17 protein-coding genes are annotated in these 15,674 nt (G+C 49.5%); 5 read left to right on the top strand and 12 right to left on the bottom strand.

Going from position 1 to position 15,674, the window contains the following annotated elements:
- Positions 1 to 17: 17 nt before the first annotated feature.
- The 4 genes from modA to ACYJL1_RS09405 all read right to left on the bottom strand — a co-directional run bounded on the left by modA (position 18) and on the right by ACYJL1_RS09405 (position 2,182).
- The gene (modA, locus tag ACYJL1_RS09420; RefSeq protein ID WP_460895168.1) at positions 18 to 812 is read right to left on the bottom strand and encodes a molybdate ABC transporter substrate-binding protein; all 795 of its coding nucleotides are present in this window, start codon (positions 810 to 812) and stop codon (positions 18 to 20) included.
- A 144-nt stretch (positions 813 to 956) separates the two neighbouring features.
- Positions 957 to 1,319: a DUF6481 family protein gene (locus tag ACYJL1_RS09415; protein ID WP_460895167.1), complete on the bottom strand. Its 363-nt coding sequence runs from the start codon at positions 1,317 to 1,319 to the stop codon at positions 957 to 959.
- A 133-nt stretch (positions 1,320 to 1,452) separates the two neighbouring features.
- Positions 1,453 to 1,662 carry a cold-shock protein gene (locus ACYJL1_RS09410; protein ID WP_115052800.1) on the bottom strand — a complete coding sequence of 70 codons (210 nt, stop codon included), beginning with the start codon at positions 1,660 to 1,662 and terminating at the stop codon, positions 1,453 to 1,455.
- A gap of 205 nt (positions 1,663 to 1,867) precedes the next feature.
- On the bottom strand, positions 1,868 to 2,182 hold the full coding sequence (locus tag ACYJL1_RS09405; RefSeq protein WP_460895166.1) for a hypothetical protein: 315 nt from the start codon (positions 2,180 to 2,182) through the stop codon (positions 1,868 to 1,870).
- A 156-nt stretch (positions 2,183 to 2,338) separates the two neighbouring features.
- Between ACYJL1_RS09405 and ACYJL1_RS09400 the strand changes: the two genes are divergently transcribed.
- The gene (locus tag ACYJL1_RS09400; protein WP_460895165.1) at positions 2,339 to 3,670 is read left to right on the top strand and encodes a PQQ-dependent sugar dehydrogenase; all 1,332 of its coding nucleotides are present in this window, start codon (positions 2,339 to 2,341) and stop codon (positions 3,668 to 3,670) included.
- 26 nt (positions 3,671 to 3,696) lie between these two features.
- Here ACYJL1_RS09400 and otsB read toward each other — a convergent pair whose 3' ends face one another.
- Positions 3,697 to 4,452 carry a trehalose-phosphatase gene (gene otsB / locus ACYJL1_RS09395; protein ID WP_460895164.1) on the bottom strand — a complete coding sequence of 252 codons (756 nt, stop codon included), beginning with the start codon at positions 4,450 to 4,452 and terminating at the stop codon, positions 3,697 to 3,699.
- A gap of 74 nt (positions 4,453 to 4,526) precedes the next feature.
- On the opposite strand from otsB, the gene ACYJL1_RS09390 reads away from it, so the two are divergent.
- Both ACYJL1_RS09390 and treY read left to right on the top strand, forming a co-directional pair.
- A complete protein-coding gene (locus ACYJL1_RS09390; protein WP_460895163.1) occupies positions 4,527 to 6,038 on the top strand; it encodes an alpha,alpha-trehalose-phosphate synthase (UDP-forming) in 1,512 nt (503 codons plus the stop codon).
- A gap of 29 nt (positions 6,039 to 6,067) precedes the next feature.
- Positions 6,068 to 8,668, top strand: coding sequence for a malto-oligosyltrehalose synthase (treY, locus tag ACYJL1_RS09385; protein ID WP_460895162.1), 2,601 nt, complete (start codon positions 6,068 to 6,070; stop codon positions 8,666 to 8,668).
- A 56-nt stretch (positions 8,669 to 8,724) separates the two neighbouring features.
- Here treY and ACYJL1_RS09380 read toward each other — a convergent pair whose 3' ends face one another.
- Positions 8,725 to 9,204, bottom strand: a complete 480-nt coding sequence (locus tag ACYJL1_RS09380; RefSeq protein ID WP_460895161.1) for a hypothetical protein — start codon at positions 9,202 to 9,204, stop codon at positions 8,725 to 8,727.
- A gap of 249 nt (positions 9,205 to 9,453) precedes the next feature.
- Complete coding sequence (locus ACYJL1_RS09375; RefSeq protein ID WP_460897994.1) at positions 9,454 to 10,146, bottom strand: fumarylacetoacetate hydrolase family protein; 693 nt, start codon at positions 10,144 to 10,146, stop codon at positions 9,454 to 9,456.
- 394 nt (positions 10,147 to 10,540) lie between these two features.
- On the opposite strand from ACYJL1_RS09375, the gene ACYJL1_RS09370 reads away from it, so the two are divergent.
- Together ACYJL1_RS09370 and ACYJL1_RS09365 are read left to right on the top strand one after the other, a co-directional pair.
- The gene (locus tag ACYJL1_RS09370; RefSeq protein ID WP_460895160.1) at positions 10,541 to 11,569 is read left to right on the top strand and encodes a glucoamylase family protein; all 1,029 of its coding nucleotides are present in this window, start codon (positions 10,541 to 10,543) and stop codon (positions 11,567 to 11,569) included.
- A gap of 66 nt (positions 11,570 to 11,635) precedes the next feature.
- The gene (locus ACYJL1_RS09365; protein WP_460895159.1) at positions 11,636 to 12,562 is read left to right on the top strand and encodes a diacylglycerol/lipid kinase family protein; all 927 of its coding nucleotides are present in this window, start codon (positions 11,636 to 11,638) and stop codon (positions 12,560 to 12,562) included.
- A 31-nt stretch (positions 12,563 to 12,593) separates the two neighbouring features.
- Here ACYJL1_RS09365 and ACYJL1_RS09360 read toward each other — a convergent pair whose 3' ends face one another.
- The 5 genes from ACYJL1_RS09360 to ACYJL1_RS09340 form a co-directional block, all read right to left on the bottom strand.
- Positions 12,594 to 13,022 carry a hypothetical protein gene (locus ACYJL1_RS09360; RefSeq protein ID WP_460895158.1) on the bottom strand — a complete coding sequence of 143 codons (429 nt, stop codon included), beginning with the start codon at positions 13,020 to 13,022 and terminating at the stop codon, positions 12,594 to 12,596.
- 114 nt (positions 13,023 to 13,136) lie between these two features.
- Positions 13,137 to 13,976: an alpha/beta hydrolase gene (locus ACYJL1_RS09355; protein ID WP_460897993.1), complete on the bottom strand. Its 840-nt coding sequence runs from the start codon at positions 13,974 to 13,976 to the stop codon at positions 13,137 to 13,139.
- Between the two features lie 32 nt (positions 13,977 to 14,008).
- Positions 14,009 to 14,710 carry an XdhC family protein gene (locus tag ACYJL1_RS09350; protein ID WP_460895157.1) on the bottom strand — a complete coding sequence of 234 codons (702 nt, stop codon included), beginning with the start codon at positions 14,708 to 14,710 and terminating at the stop codon, positions 14,009 to 14,011.
- Positions 14,711 to 14,712: 2 nt separating this feature from the next.
- Positions 14,713 to 15,036 (bottom strand): XdhC family protein, encoded by a 324-nt coding sequence (locus tag ACYJL1_RS09345; RefSeq protein WP_460897992.1) that lies wholly within the window; start codon positions 15,034 to 15,036, stop codon positions 14,713 to 14,715.
- Between the two features lie 9 nt (positions 15,037 to 15,045).
- On the bottom strand, positions 15,046 to 15,501 hold the full coding sequence (locus ACYJL1_RS09340) for a flavin reductase (RefSeq protein ID WP_460897991.1): 456 nt from the start codon (positions 15,499 to 15,501) through the stop codon (positions 15,046 to 15,048).
- Positions 15,502 to 15,674: the final 173 nt, after the last annotated feature.

Here is a 15,674-nt window from a genome sequence, read left to right as displayed (position 1 = left end):
TTGGCCTAAGCCAGTCGTTAATTAAGAACTGTAAAACCATGTTTTTCGAACATGGGTACAGCTTTGTGTGATTTCACATAATCGAGCAGCGACATGGCATGAGCACTCTTGCTGTCAGCCAGCATCGCAATCGGGTAAACGATTGGCTTATGACTTTCTTCCGGGAAGGTTCCGACAATTACCACTTCTTTATCGGCCATGGCATCGGTCCTGTAGACAATGCCATATGGTGCCTCACCGCGTGAAACCAGTAGCAATGCAGCACGAACATTCTCTGTACCAGCGATCTTACTTTCGACAGAGGCCCATATGCCTAATGTTTCCAGCGCAGCCTTGCCATACCTACCCGCTGGAACCGAATCAACTGCGCCCATGGCTAAACGGCCATCGCCAAGAAGCCTGGCCAGATCAAAACCCTTTTCTATCTCGAAGTGCTCGGCTTTGTCTGTGGATGTTATGAGAACGATACTGTTGCCAAGAAGGCTTGTTCGTGTGGCTTCATTGATAAGTTTCTTTGCCGCAAGATAATCCATCCAATCCAGATCTGCTGAAATGATAATATCTGCAGGAGCGCCTGACTCGATTTGCTTGGCCAATGCCGAGCTGGCAGCATAAGATGTAGTTACTTCCCTACCGGTTTCGGCACTCCACGCTGCGGTGACCTCATCGAGTGCATTTTTAAGGCTTGCAGCGGCAAAAACCGTAACCTTCTCAGCTGCTTGGGCTTGGTCGATTTGGAGGGATGTCACCAACGAAAAAACTGTTAGCACAGTTGCAAAATATCTAGTCCAGTCACGATATTGAACGCTCATTGAAGCTCTCTTTGCCACCGTCATATTCCTATGAATATATCGATGGGCAAAGAATGGCCAGCGTTATATTTGGCGGGTTACAACCCAAAATACCCCACAGTCAAAAACTGCAGGGTACGATAAAACTGGAAGATCGGTAGGTGATCAGCGCTGCTTGGCTTTGCGAGCAGCATAACGGCGGTCACGTTCCGCCTTACGTTCGGCTTCGTCCAGAACAACTCTCGCAATGCGGTTTTTTGCTTCGGCAGCGAGTGCTTCGGCTTCAGCAGCAGCAGCTTCTGCAAGAGCATGGGCTTCAGCGGCTTTGCGCTCTTCTTCAAGCTTTGCCAACCGGTCACGCTCAGCTTTTCTGGCTTCGCGCGCAGCAATGATGGCTTCCCGTTCTGCTCGTTTGGCAATCATTTCAGGATCATCAGCTTTTGGTGCTGACTCAAATTTCTTCAGCAGAAGCTTTTTTGCCTCTATCGCCGCGGCGCGACGTTCGTTCAATTCTTTAAGATTTTTCAATAGAAAGCGGTCCTGTCGTTGCAAGCAATTGGCTTTTCAATTGCCGGGCGATGAAAAAGGCTGGACATCAAGCCCAGCCCTTCCATTTTATCCTACCACGGAATGCGCTGGAAGCGAACACCGTGGCCGGTTATTATACGGCTGCGAGTTGATCCGCCGACATTTTGCCGGACTTCTTGTCGCGAACGAGTTCGTAGCTGATCTTTTGACCCTCAACGATGTTGCGCATTCCAGCGCGTTCAACTGCGGAGATGTGAACAAACGCATCTGTCCCGCCATCATCCGGCTGAATAAAACCAAAACCTTTTGTTGAATCGAACCATTTAACTGTGCCTGTGGCCATGATGGACCTCCGTCTAGCAGCAACAACTGGCACCTATTAACAGGCGCCTCCTATTAATCGAGTTTTGAAGAAGGAGCTTGTCGAAGCGCTAGAAAGCGTAAAACAAAGTCAGACGATCCAAAATCCAATGCTTCTATTTACAGTCCGAACCCGCAGGGATCAACCCACTGCACGATTTGTTTTTACATGTAAAATTCCAGCCGGTTTATTTGCGTACAAGCTCATGAAATTCATCGCGTTGGCCTTCTATTTCAGTTGAAACCACAAGCGCCAATTGTTTTCTGTCAAAGAGGTCAAACCATTCATCCCATTCCACAAGCCGGGAACTTCCCAATTCGTCCGGGCGATCGGAGCCAGTCTCATCATTATCCTTATATACCTCTTGTCCGAACTTTATCATCAATATTGGTTCTGTGACGCCGATGAGATCAGCTGCGTCACGTATGGCAGGCACCCCCGAACGAGCACCAGCCCAATCGCGAATAGCCTGATGATCTGTAAGCAACGTTGTTTCAGCCATCTGTTCCTCCTGTCTGAAATTCAACGTCGACATAGCGGATGAGGTTCCGCCTCCAGTCACTTTCCAACGGAAGGACCCAGTATGGAACGCTCCTCCTTCATAAGCATTATTCCTCGTGCATAGGCATTGTGTGGTTGGCCATTGAGGGATTAATCGATGAAAACTCTTGCTAACGCCGTATTGGTACTCGCCGTGCTCGCCGTACTTGGCGTCGGGGGCGTCTATTTCTATTCACAAGAATCGGCAACTGTTGCAATCGAACAAGGTTATGGTCCCAATCCCGTCCTTCCTGCCCCCAATCCCAAACCCATCCCCACGGTCAACGTTGCCAAAGCTAGCGAATGGCCGGAAGGTGTCACGCCAAAGGCAGCGCCAGGCTTGAAAGTCAATGCACTTGCTAAAGACCTTGATCATCCACGCATGATCCGTGCTCTGCCCAACGGCGATGTTCTTGTTGCCGAAAGCAATGCGCCCGAAAAGAAGGATCAAGGTTTCAGCGTTCGAACATGGTTAGAGGATTTGATGAAGAGCCAGGCCGGCGCAAAGGTTAAAAGCGCAGACAGAATCATATTGCTACGCGACGCAGATAATGATGGCGTCGCGGAGGTGCGCGAGACATTCCTGCAAGATTTGCGCTCTCCCTTCGGAATGACACTGGCAAATGGTAAACTTTATATAGCAAATACCGACAGTATCGTTTCAGTGCCCTATATGGATGGCGACACTCAGTCCACTGCCACACCGGAAAAGGTTGCCGATTTACCGGGTGGACCAATTAATCATCATTGGACCAAGGATGTGACTGCGAGCGCTGATGGCAGAAAGCTGTATGCAACGGTTGGATCCAATAGCAATGTCGGCGAAAACGGCATGGATGCTGAGAAAAACCGGGCGAGCGTTCTCGAAATTGATCTTGAAACTGGCCAACAACGTGTATTTGCGTCCGGACTACGAAATCCCAATGGTATTTCCTGGAATCCTGAGAGCGGTGAGCTTTGGGTAGCGGTCAATGAACGTGACGAAATCGGCAGCGATCTCGTTCCAGACTACATGACCTCCGTTAAAGAAGGTGGGTTTTACGGTTGGCCTTACAGCTACTACGGGCAAAATGTTGACATGAGAGTAAAGCCGCAAAATCCTGAACTGGTGGCAAAGGCGATCAAACCGGACTATGCGCTTGGTGCGCACACTGCGTCACTCGGACTCACATTCAATACCTCTTCGCTTCTGGGGCCAGAATATCAAAATGGCGCATTTATCGGCCAACACGGATCGTGGAATCGTAAACCGAGGAGTGGCTACAAAGTGATCTATGTGCCTTTCGCCGACGGCAAACCCAATGGCGCCCCAAAGGATATTCTTACCGGCTTCATAAGCGACAATGATGAAGCATTTGGCCGACCTGTTGGTGTTGCAATCGCCAAGGATGGCGCACTCCTTGTTGCAGATGATGTGGGAAATACGATCTGGCGCGTCGTTGCCAATTGAGCTCAAAACCGAAACTTACTGGTGATTCAAGCCATCTGGTTGGAGACGGCAACCACGGCCGCGATCCATCTTCTCACGTCATGAGCAGAATGGACTTTGTATTGCGCATCGCTTTGAAACAGTGGCTCGCCCACTCTGACGGAACAACCGCTTGCCCCATTAACAAAACGGAACATTGTCTCATCCGTCAGATCATCGCCAATAGCCAAGGGCTTTCTACCCTTAAAGGGAGCCATTGCCATAAAGTCTGCTACAGCAGACCCTTTATCCGTTCCAGACGGAAGCAATTCAACAACCATTTTCCCACTTTGAAGTTTCCAGCCATCTCCAAGTTTGGAATGGACCTCAGACATCGTAGCCTGTACTGCCCTCTCAGCCTCGGGTACCAAACGATAGTGCATGGCTATGGCCAAGCCCTTGTCTTCGATAATGGTTTGCGGCCAACGCGAAGTCAGTTTTTCAAGCTCCTGTCGGGCTTGATCGAGCGCCAAGCGATCAATGAGCTTCCTACCGAGATTTCCCGAGCCATCCCTGACTTCCGAACCATGCATCCCCGCAACAGGAAACTGAAACGGAGCAAACATGGCGTCGACGGATTCGATTGAACGCCCAGTTACAAGAGCCATTGCACCATCCAACTGCGTGAAAAGTGACAGCAATTGGCCCGGCAACTCCTCTGGTATGCTGATACCCGTAGGTGTCGAGGCAAGGTCGACCAATGTTCCGTCGATGTCCAAAAACAATGCCCAGTTATGGAGATTGTTTGGAAGTACTCCCGTCATATCGGATTTCATACTAAAAATTTTCGCCGTGTTGATTGAGCTGACATTTATTGTTTAAACTCAGCGGAAGACGATTGGTTCATTACGAAATCAAAAAAAAGGGGAACCATCTGCCCCTGAGAGGATTGGGTTTAATTAACACGAATGCAAGGGACTTATCTATGGGACGGTTGGTTGTTGTTTCAAACCGAACGGCAAACCTCACTAAGAAATCACAAGCAGGCGGATTAACAGTTGGAATTGTCGATGCATTAAAAAGTCAAGGCGGCCTCTGGATGGGATGGGATGGGCGCATATCTGAAGATATTTCATCGATAAAAAGTGAAAGTCACGGCAACGTCGTCACGCTGACGACATCTCTCACTCCAGACGAACACGAGAAATATTATCTCGGATTTTCAAACAAAGTGCTTTGGCCCGCATTTCATTACCGGCTGGACTTGATGGATTACCGGACCGAATTTGCCGATTGCTACGCTTCCGTCAATGAACGTTTTGCAGCCACACTCGCTCCCCAGCTTAAACCAGAGGATGTGATCTGGATTCACGATTATCATATGATCCCCATGGCGGCAAAATTACGCCAGAATGGATGCCAGAATAAAATTGGTTTTTTCCTGCACATCCCCTTCCCTTCTGTCGATGTATTTTCGGCCGTTCCAAGACATGAATGGCTGCGCTCCTGCTTACTCCAATATGATCTCATCGGATTTCAGACGGTAAATGACGTCCAGAATTTCCATCGTTATCTGAAAGAACATTCCGACGCGGATATCATTTCACCAGAGCTGGTGCGGGTCAGAGACCGGACAATTCACATCGGGCATTTTCCGATCGGAATCGACGTGAAGCAATTTGCCCAGACGTCTGGCAAGCCAGATGACACTGTAGAACTGGAACGCATGCGCCGTAAGATGTTGAAGCGCTTTCAGATCATATCTGCTGATCGTCTCGATTACTCGAAAGGCTTGCCACATCGCATAAAAGCATTCCGTAAGTTTCTTGACCTATATCCTGAGTACCAGGGTCATGCCGAATATCTGCAAATTGCTTCTCCTTCACGTGAAGACGTAACAGCTTACGGTGATATAAAATCGGAACTCGAACAGCTTGCCGGTGCAGTCAACGGCAAGTTTGCCGATTTCAACTGGGCGCCTATACAATATATCAATCGCAGCATCGCACGTTCCAAACTGGCCCCTTTGTTTAAATCGAGTTTGATAGGTCTCATTACGCCCCTGCGTGATGGAATGAACCTCGTTGCAAAAGAATATGTTGCTGCACAGGATGACGCAGATCCCGGAATACTGATATTATCCAAATTTGCTGGGGCTGCCGAAGAACTGAGCGAGGCTCTGATTGTAAATCCTTACGATATCAACGATGTAGCACAGGCTATTCAAAAGGCAGCGACCATGCCACTGCCCGAAAGACAATTGCGTCACCGCAAGCTTTTAAAGCGTGTCACAGAACACGACGCGCAATGGTGGCAGCGCGAATATCTCGATGCACTTCTTGGCAAAACTGAACGGCCACAGCTTATACATCAGTTCACCAAACACTCACCTATCCACCTGACAACTTAACCAAGCACGATCAGGAGAAGTGAATCAGAATGCCAAACCGGAATAAGGTGCCGACATCAGCCTATCGCCTGCTTTTGAAAAACGGTGTCAATTTCAATCACCTGGCGTCAAGGGTGCCGTATCTGAAACGATTGGGGATAGATTGCGTCAGCGTTTCATCGGTCTTTGATACAAATGATGCGGGCAATGGACGTCGATCATTTGATCCGACTATGCTGGACCGGAAATCAGGCGGCGAACAGGGATTTGCCAGGCTCATCCAGTCATTGGAAAAAGCGGGTATGAGCCTTTTGATCGACATCAATCCCAACCAAATTCCAGCTTCCCACGAAAATGCCTGGTGGAGTTCGCTTCTCGAGTGGGGCAAGGACGCCAAATACGCCAAATACTTTGATGTTGACTGGCGCAGCCAGCTCAGCCTGCCGGTGCTGGAGCGACCGCTCGCCGAAGAAATCGAGAATGAGTCAATCAGCTTGGTATTTGACACCACAGCCAACACGCTTGGACTATCTCACTCTGATAATCTATATCCATTGTCGCCGTCATCTTACACGAACGTTTTAAAGGGACTTGATAGTGAGTTGGCTGAGCAGTTTCGTGAAGCAGCATCTGATGCTCAGCCACTTTATCCCGACCAATTCCATGAAAACTTGCGCATAATCTACGGGCAGAGCAGCGTCTCCAATCGTCTCGGTCTCGCTGACCACCTCAACAGGCTATCCACTGACATCACATCGCTAAAGAAAATTCTAGCAGAGCAGCACTGGATTCTGACGACCGTCGCCAACGCCCGCAAATACCTGCCTTACCGACACTCATATGACTCGCTTTATTCCGTTGGGGCGAATGTGGAGAATCCTGATGTTTTCAACGACTTTCATAAAACCGCGCTGGAACTAATCAAATTAGGTGCAGTGCGTGGATTTCGTGTAAATCAAATAGATGGCCTTGCAAATCCTGCTGGATATTTGAAGCAACTGCGTCACGCTGTCGGTAGCGACGCTTATATCGTTACCGACAAGATTTTCTTGAATGGAGAAATCCAGTCAGGGGAGTGGAGTGTGGATGGAACGGCTGGCTATGAGTTTATTGCCGTCACTGCGAATGTTTTGATCGACCACGCACAGCGACCAACTCTAGAACATGCCCATGCGACTATGGCTGGGGTAGAACGATCTCAGGAGAACCACTATCGCGGGGCGAAGTACGCCATTCTGCATAAGAAGTTCGCGCCAGAATTGAATGCATTGGGGAATCTTCTCCTACCATTTGCATCCGAAGACATTGATGAACTTGAAATAAGGCGCGTAGTTTCCGAAACCATCACGGAATTACCAGTGTTTCGAACTTACTCGAACGATCGCCATGACCACTACACTGTCATTCTGGAAACAGCAGGCATAAAAAGATCGGACTTGCCACCAAGAATATATAATGAGTTTGACACTCGCTATCAGCAACTGTCGGCCGCAGTGATGGCTCAAGCGATAGAAGAATCCTATCGCTACGACCGCGGTCCGATTTCGCTTGACGAAATCACAGTCTTCTCCGCAGATGCAAAACAGCCGGTTGAGGCATTTCATGCACACATGACTCAAAAAGCTCAAACAATGCCTTTGGGCATGAATGCAACCAGCTTTTCTTATGCGACGAAATTTGGCGAAGATGCTCGCATGCGCCTTCTGGCGCTCACCGAAGCACCAGCTATCTGGATACAATGCGTTTCTGATTGGCGAATACGTTTTGCTGAAAACGTCAAGATGATTGAAGGTGCCCTGGTTCCACACCCAGAAACCGAGTGGCTCATTTATCAGACCATGGCTGCAATCTGGCCTCCGCAACTTCATCTCGATGATCAAAAGTCACTTTCAGCTGTTCAGGAGGAACTAACTGGCTTTGTGATCAGAGCCATACGGGAAATGAGGAAGGATGCCTTTTGGACCGAAGTTAACCGGCCCTATGAAATGGCAATCGCTGACTATATCAGCGGCATTTTCCTCGATCGCGCATTTCTGATGGAATTTGCAGATCGGATGAAGCCCTATTGGGTTACAGGAGCGGTCAATAGCCTCTCACAAACCGTTCTTAAAATGACGACACCCGGCATTCCCGTCATACAAACTGGTTCTGAGACTTGGGATTTCTCGCTTTCACAAACGGGCGCGCCTGACGATATCGGCTTTGAAAAACTAAGCACACAACTGAACTACGCCGAGCAATCTCCATTCGTTAACTTGTTAGCGGATTGGCATTCGGGTGCCTTGAAACAACGCGTCATCACGATGCACCTTCGACTAAGACAGCGCTATCCCGAATTGTTTTTGCAGGGAGACTACATTCCGCTACAGGTCAGCGGCATCAATTCAGATCATCTTCTGGCCTTCCTGCGCCGCAATGAATCTAACTCGTGTATTGTCGCTGTACCCCGCTTGCCGTTCGAGGCCGTCTCGAAATTTCACGAGCCATTCATGCCCCTTCCGGCTTGGGGTGACACCACCATCCATCTGCCGGAAATGAGATCCGCAGTTTTTGAGAACATTCTGACGGGCGAGACGATTTCACCAAGTGACGCACTGCTCGCAGCTGAGGTGATGCGCGACTTCTCGACAGCAACGCTCATCGCCAAATAAGTAAAACACTTCTTGACTGTTTAAGCATGGAACTCGCTTCGAACTGAAACTCAGCTTTATGCCGCATCAAGTGTAAGCCGCCGATAGCTTCCAGGGGCCTTGACCCTGCCTACGGCTGCCGATGGCGGTGTCAGTTTCATCGCCTCTGTTACTGCACTTGCTACAGAATTGCTGTTCTGGAGCAAAAAGGAATAGCGAAGGCCGGACTGGCGGATGCGCTCCGCCAGATCCACCGCAGCGCGCCAGCGAGCCGCCATCGAGCTGTAATTGCCTTCTAAAAGCAGACAGGTCAGGGATGTGGGTCGTACGTAAAACTCTGGATAGTATTGCAGATCGCGGTGCGCGTAGTCCGTAACAACGGCTGTCAGCGGTCCACGGATGGCACAATAGTTAAAACTGCCGTCTGCATTGGAGGCACCACCATTTATCTCGAAAAGCGGTCTTCCGGTTTCGTCGCACAGCACAACAAAATTGTGGCTGGCTATCCCGGCAAAACGTGGAATAGGGTATGAACCGAATAATATTTGGTAGTTCATAAAGCGTCAACTTTCGAGCAGTTTATGGTGGATTCACTCATTAAATAAAGCATTTATTTTCAAAGACAACACACGAATTTCTACTAAAACACACCAATATATTTAGTTAGTCGACGAATACTTGTTTACCCTTCGATTTTAAACGCTTTTCTACAATGGTATCTGGCAGAATGACCGAAAATAATATTTGCGAACAATCGGTTGTTTACGCCAAAAACAATCATCTTTGTCGGCAAAACTTAGATCGCATTAAACAACGCTCACTTCAATTTCTGCAACGCCATCTACGCCACCAGTCATTTTATCCCCGCGATGTATTGCTCCAACTCCCGCCGGTGTTCCAGTAAAGATGAGATCTCCTGCTTTCAAATTGAACAGCGTCGAGAGATAGGCGATGGTTTCGGGTACCTTCCAGATCATCTGATCAAGATCGCCACGCTGACGCTCAACCCCGTTTACCTTCAGCCATATTGCCCCTTGTGCGGGATGACCAATTATTGAAGCTGGTACTATCGGTGAACATGGTGCAGATGATTCAAACGCTTTACCAACCTCCCAAGGGCGGCCAAGTTTTTTCGCTTCTCCTTGCAGATCACGTCGCGTCATATCCAGCCCCACCCCGTAGCCAAATACGTGATCAAGCGCTGCATCCGCAGCAATATTTATTCCGCCCTTCCCGATTGCTATCACCAGTTCCATTTCAAAATGAACATCATCTGTGGCCGGTGGATAAGGAAAATTCTCACCTTGCTTTACAAGTGAATCGGAATTCTTCTGAAAGAAAAAAGGCGGTTCGCGATTTGGATCATGACCCATTTCGATTGCGTGATCGGCATAATTGCGTCCAACGCAATATATCCGGTGAACAGGGAAAAGCTTGTCTGTGCCGGAAATCTCCAGTCCCGGCTGGGGGGCAGGTTCGAAAATAAACTCTTTGGGCATGATGTTGTTTTTACCGCTCATTGATCGCTGAACTTTTTCTGGACTAGATCATCCATATTACATGCTATCAAGATCAGAAAACGGTTATCCAGCCACGCCGCTCGCAACGGGAACTTTCGTCTTCATGCATCTAAGATATGACCGGACGGATTCAGAAGCCACCCAAGTCGATGATGACGTTCTGCTCGAACACGCACAGCGCGCAAGCTTCGCCTATTTTTGGGAAGGTGCACATCCGAAAAGCGGATTGGCACGAGACAGGTCAGGCCGAACCGCCGATCCCGTCAATGATCTTGTAGCCATTGGTGGATCAGGTTTCGCATTCATGGCGATTTTGGTTGCCGTGGAACGCAACTGGATTTCACACCGGCAAGCCCGCGAGCGGATAGATATCATGCTGTCGGCATTGGAATGTACAAAAAGATATCAGGGTGTTTTCCCCCATTTCATCAATGGCGCTGATGGTTCTACTGTCCCCTTCTCAAAGCTGGATGACGGAAGCGATCTGGTTGAGACATCATTTCTCATTCAAGGGCTGGTTTGTGTCAGACAGTATTTCAGCTCCGCAAGAGCCGAAGACCGGACGATGCGGGAACGCATTAACCGCATCTGGAGGGATGTGCAGTGGAACAGCCACATAAAACCCGGCAGTAACGTTCTCTATTGGCATCACAGTCCAAAATATCGGTTCGCTCGAAATGTACCAATTCAGGGATGGAACGAGGCGCTAGTCACCTATGTTCTGGCCGCTGGCTCCGAACAATATGGTATTGAAGCTGACACTTATCATAGCGGATTTGCGCGCAATGGAGCCTTTCTTAATGGACGTGATTATTACGGCATAAAGCTGCCGCTGGGAGCCGATTATGGTGGTCCTCTATTCTTTGCGCATTATTCATTTTGCGGATTGGACCCCCGAGGCCTCTCCGATCGCTATGCGGATTATTGGGAACAGAATCACAACCATAGCCGGATTAATTATTTGCATAGTGTCCATAATCCACATGGCTATACGGGTTATGGAGCCAATTGCTGGGGGCTCACGTCAAGTCACGGACCCAAAGGCTATCTGGTCAGTTCGCCTACATCCGATTTCGGAGTGATTACACCAACAGCGGCTTTAAGTAGCATGCCTTATACTCCCGCCGAATCCCTACAAGCACTTCGCCATTTTCTCGCCATGCCCAAAGGAAAGATGATGGGCCGGTTCGGCTTCATCGATGCGTTTTCACCAGCGAGCAACTGGTACGCTCGGACATATCTGGCAATCGATCAGGGACCGATTGTCGCGATGATAGAAAATTACCGCAGCGGTCTGCTTTGGTACCTGTTCATGAGCGCCCCAGAGATAAAACACGCATTGTTGAAATTGGGTTTTCAAAGTCCGCATATGGGAAAAACTGGGGAACCAAATCATCGCTGATCCATTGCATCAATTCGTATAATCAAACGGTTTTCAATCAAGTTCAATTCAATCCAGGGGTCGGCAATGAAGGTTCACGCCGTTTTCAATCGCGAGGGCGGCACATTCCGCAGCATGGACATGGATCTGTTTACACAGACTGCAAAGAACATTTTTGAGAAGCACGGCCACAGCTTTCAAAGCGAAGTGGTGGCGGGTAAAAATGTTGTAAGAGCACTCAAGAATGTGGCGGCAGAGGCTGGCGAACATGTGCTTATGGCAGGTGGTGGTGATGGCACGATTTCTGCAGCAGCGGATATCGCCTGGAAGGCGAAGGTGCCACTCGCAGTCCTGCCAGCGGGCACCATGAATCTCTTCGCAAGGGCTTTAAAAATCCCGTTGGAACTCAATGCTGCTCTGGAGAGCCTCGCAAACGGTCAGATTGAGGCAGTCGATATCTCGACCGCCAACGATGAGAGCTTCGTGCATCAATTCTCCATCGGCTTCCAACCGCAGATGATCAAGCTTCGCAATACGCTCGAATATAGTTCCCGTTGGGGTAAAAAACTGGCAAGCTTTCGTGCTTTTCTCAAAGTAATGGCCAAGCCCCCACGTTTTGCCGTGAGAATAACGATCGATGGAAGCCCAACCGAAAGAACTGTATCGGCGATCTCCGTAACCAATAATCCCTATGGCCAAACAATGCTACCTGTGCAGGAGCATGTAAACAGAGGGGAACTTGGCGTGTATATCGCGGGCAGCCTTACGCCTGGCACCCTTATGAAGCTGGCTTTAACAGTCATAACTGGTTCATGGCGTCGTAACACAGACGTCAATGAGATTTTGGCAAAGGAAGTAAGTCTCCACTTTCCTCATTTGAGAAAAAGCGCCAAGGCGACGATCGATGGAGAACTTATCGCCCTACCCAAGGATGTTAGAATAGCGATCCATGCGGGAGCATTGAAGGTCCTTGTTCCGCAGAAAGAGGAGCAGAATCAAGAACGGGACGACTAATGTCACCCCGCCCCCTGATCCTGATTATCTATCAGCTCTTCTTTTTTGGCTTGCGTACAGGCTCGGACTGACCAGAAGCCTTCTTGGCAGCGGCAGCTTCTTCGGCCGCAACCTGGTCTGCGCTTTTCGGCATTGTATCGACAACCGAGCGCACTGTCCCTTTATCAGTAACGGTACACATTGCATCGCGAATGTCGGCTCTCAGGCGCACCTGATTTACACCACCGCCAATTGGTTGGGCATCGACGGCAGTGATATGACGTTCTGTCAGGAAATATTTCGATGCTGCAGCCGCAATGCACGGATCAGCCAGCGCTGCATCGACGGGTGGGCGAACGGGCGCAAATGTTGGCAGGATTGTTGGCCGCATATTCGGTTCGCTTGTCGTGGAACACGCTGCCAATGGGACAAGAATTGCCAATGGGGCAATCCGGCATAGGATGTTGTTGGGCAGGCGCATTTGCTCTCTCCGCAAAGATCGTCTCGAGGGTGGTGTGTAGGGCAAAAACTATTCGCTTTTTAACAATTGTCGAGTGGCACAACTGTCACTATGGGACTTTATTGCAACAATCAATCAGGGCGCAACCGACAGCATCCAGTTCAACACCAGCCGCCAATCGGTCATGCGAATAGGCGTTCCATGACTACCACTTTCGAATCTGTGAAATTTAACCGGATAGCCTGGAGCCTGCGCTCTAATTTTTTGATAGAATGCCTCTTGATTGGTAATCGGGAACACAGGATCTCGACTCCCGTGCCCGAAGAATACCGGAACTCGACGTTTAAAGGCGGGAGAACCAACGAACGAGTCATCCCACAAGGAGCCTAGCAAAACCAGACCGGCAATATTTTTGGAAGCTGTAGTATCGTTTGCCAAACGCCAGCACAAATGCCCACCCATCGAACCGCAGGCAACCAACAGCCTGGCTTTGGGTGATCTGGCTTTGAAATAGCTGATCAAACCCGAAATCTCACCTGCACCCTTTCCTTCAAAGTCAGTAAAATCAGGGGACAGATAAAGTCCTCCATTTTTGTCCATCAGGTTCTTGAGGCGATTGAAATTGCCTCCAAACGTGTGGTCATTCATACCTTGCTGACGATTACCGCCCTGCCCGTGGAGATAGATCACTATGACTGAGGCGCCATCGAGGGTGCCAACCGCCATGACCTTCATTGCGCCCGTATCTATCGTAACTATCAAATCCTTTTGCGAACGCTTGGGCTGCATTGACACATAAGTCTGCCTTACACGCCGCTCCGGGATTTGATCGCGTCCGTTAATGTCGCGCATTTCATTGTAGTCTACGACAATATAATCCCCATTGTCGCTTGTTCTCAAAACATCCGGATAGGCAAACAAACTATCCTTATATGGCTCGATCTGTGCGGCCGATGCTGAACCGGCACACCACATGAAAATCAATACTGCAGACAAACCAAGCTTGTTCAATTCCTGTCCCTATCGTGATTATCGCGAGAGCGGAAAGCCTTGATTACCTGCCCAATGATCGCAACTGCAATTTCCTGCGGGCCGATGGCCCCGATGTCCAGACCGATCGGGGCATTGATCAAGCCTATACGATCATCATTGAATCCCATCAACTTCAATCGCTCAACACGTTTTGCGTGAGTTGTACGGCTGCCGAGAGCTCCAATGTAGAAGCATCCGGCATTCAAGGCCAATTCTAAAGCCGGATCATCGATTTTCGGGTCATGAGACAACACAGCCAACGCACAATAAGCATCAAGGGGACGTTCCAGCAGGACGTCATGCGGCCAGTCAGCATAGACCGCCACACTGGGAAAACGCTCCGGTGTCGCGAATGCAGAGCGCGGATCAATGATCTCCATCTCATAGCCGGCAGCCTTTGCCATAGGAGCCAGTGCGGCGCTGATATGAACAGCCCCAATGACAACGAGGCGCGGAGACGGCAGATAAACATTGAGAAAAAATGAGCGACCGTCGAGTTCTACGACCCCGGATTGTCCTGTTAGAAACGCCTTTTTGAGCGCATCGCCCAATTTACCCGCTACAGGGTCTGCTTCTCTTACTACCCGATCTCGCCCATCGGTAAGGTCGGTCAACATGATCACGGCACGGCGTTCACGTCGCTCTTTATTCAATTTCTTCAGGCTAAAGGGATCCATGATTAGCCCAGCCGTTCAACGTAAATTTTGATCCGCCCTCCGCAGGACAACCCCACTTTCCATGCGGTCTCATCGGCAACGCCAAATTCAAGCATAGTTGCTTTGCCGTGATTGATCACGTCAGCTGCCTCGGCGATCACCGAGCTTTCGACACACCCTCCTGAGACCGACCCCTCGAAATTTCCCGCATTATCAACAACTAACTGGCTTCCCGCCTGCCGCGGCGACGATCCCCACGTCTCAATGACGGTAGCTATGGCAACATCCCGGCCTTGCCTCATCCAGCCTTCTGCAATCATTAACGGATCAAGTGGCTGTTGTGGCATCATCACAACTCAATCTCCGACGCGATGATAGCCGCGATCAAGGTAAACAAGCGGGCTTTCAAGCTTACCCATGCTAATGGCAGTCACCTTGCCATAGATGACGTAATGAGTTGCCACTTCGTGCGTATCAATAATCCGGCAATCAAAGCTTGCAAGCGCATCGACCAAGACAGGCGCTCCCGTTTGCGCTGTATGCCAATTTCCAAGTGCAAATCTGTCAGTCTGTGAAAGATCACCCTTGCCGGAAAACGCCTCCGACAGGGCTTGCTGTCGAAAAGACAGTGTATTCAATGCAAAGACCTGATTCTCGATGAAAAGATGATTGAATTCATGCTTGCGATTGAGGCAAACGAGCATAGTTGCTGGATCGTCAGACACTGAACAAACAGCCGATATTGTCACGCCACGACGCCCAGCGGGTCCATCAGTGGTCAGGATATGAACGGCTTCGGCAAAATGGCTCATCGCATTGCGAAACGCGAGGGGCTCTATCTTCTGGTCTTTGGCTATAAACACAGTACTATTTTTCCATTTGTCTTCGCATCACTACCGCAAGACGTATCATTTATATAGGCCCGGATTGCGCTGAGTGAAGGAAACAGTTACCGAAAACAGGCTATTGCCTACCAGATACAAGG

The organism is Phyllobacterium sp. K27 (genome assembly GCF_054796155.1).
This window is presented reverse-complemented; position numbering and strand designations above follow the sequence as displayed.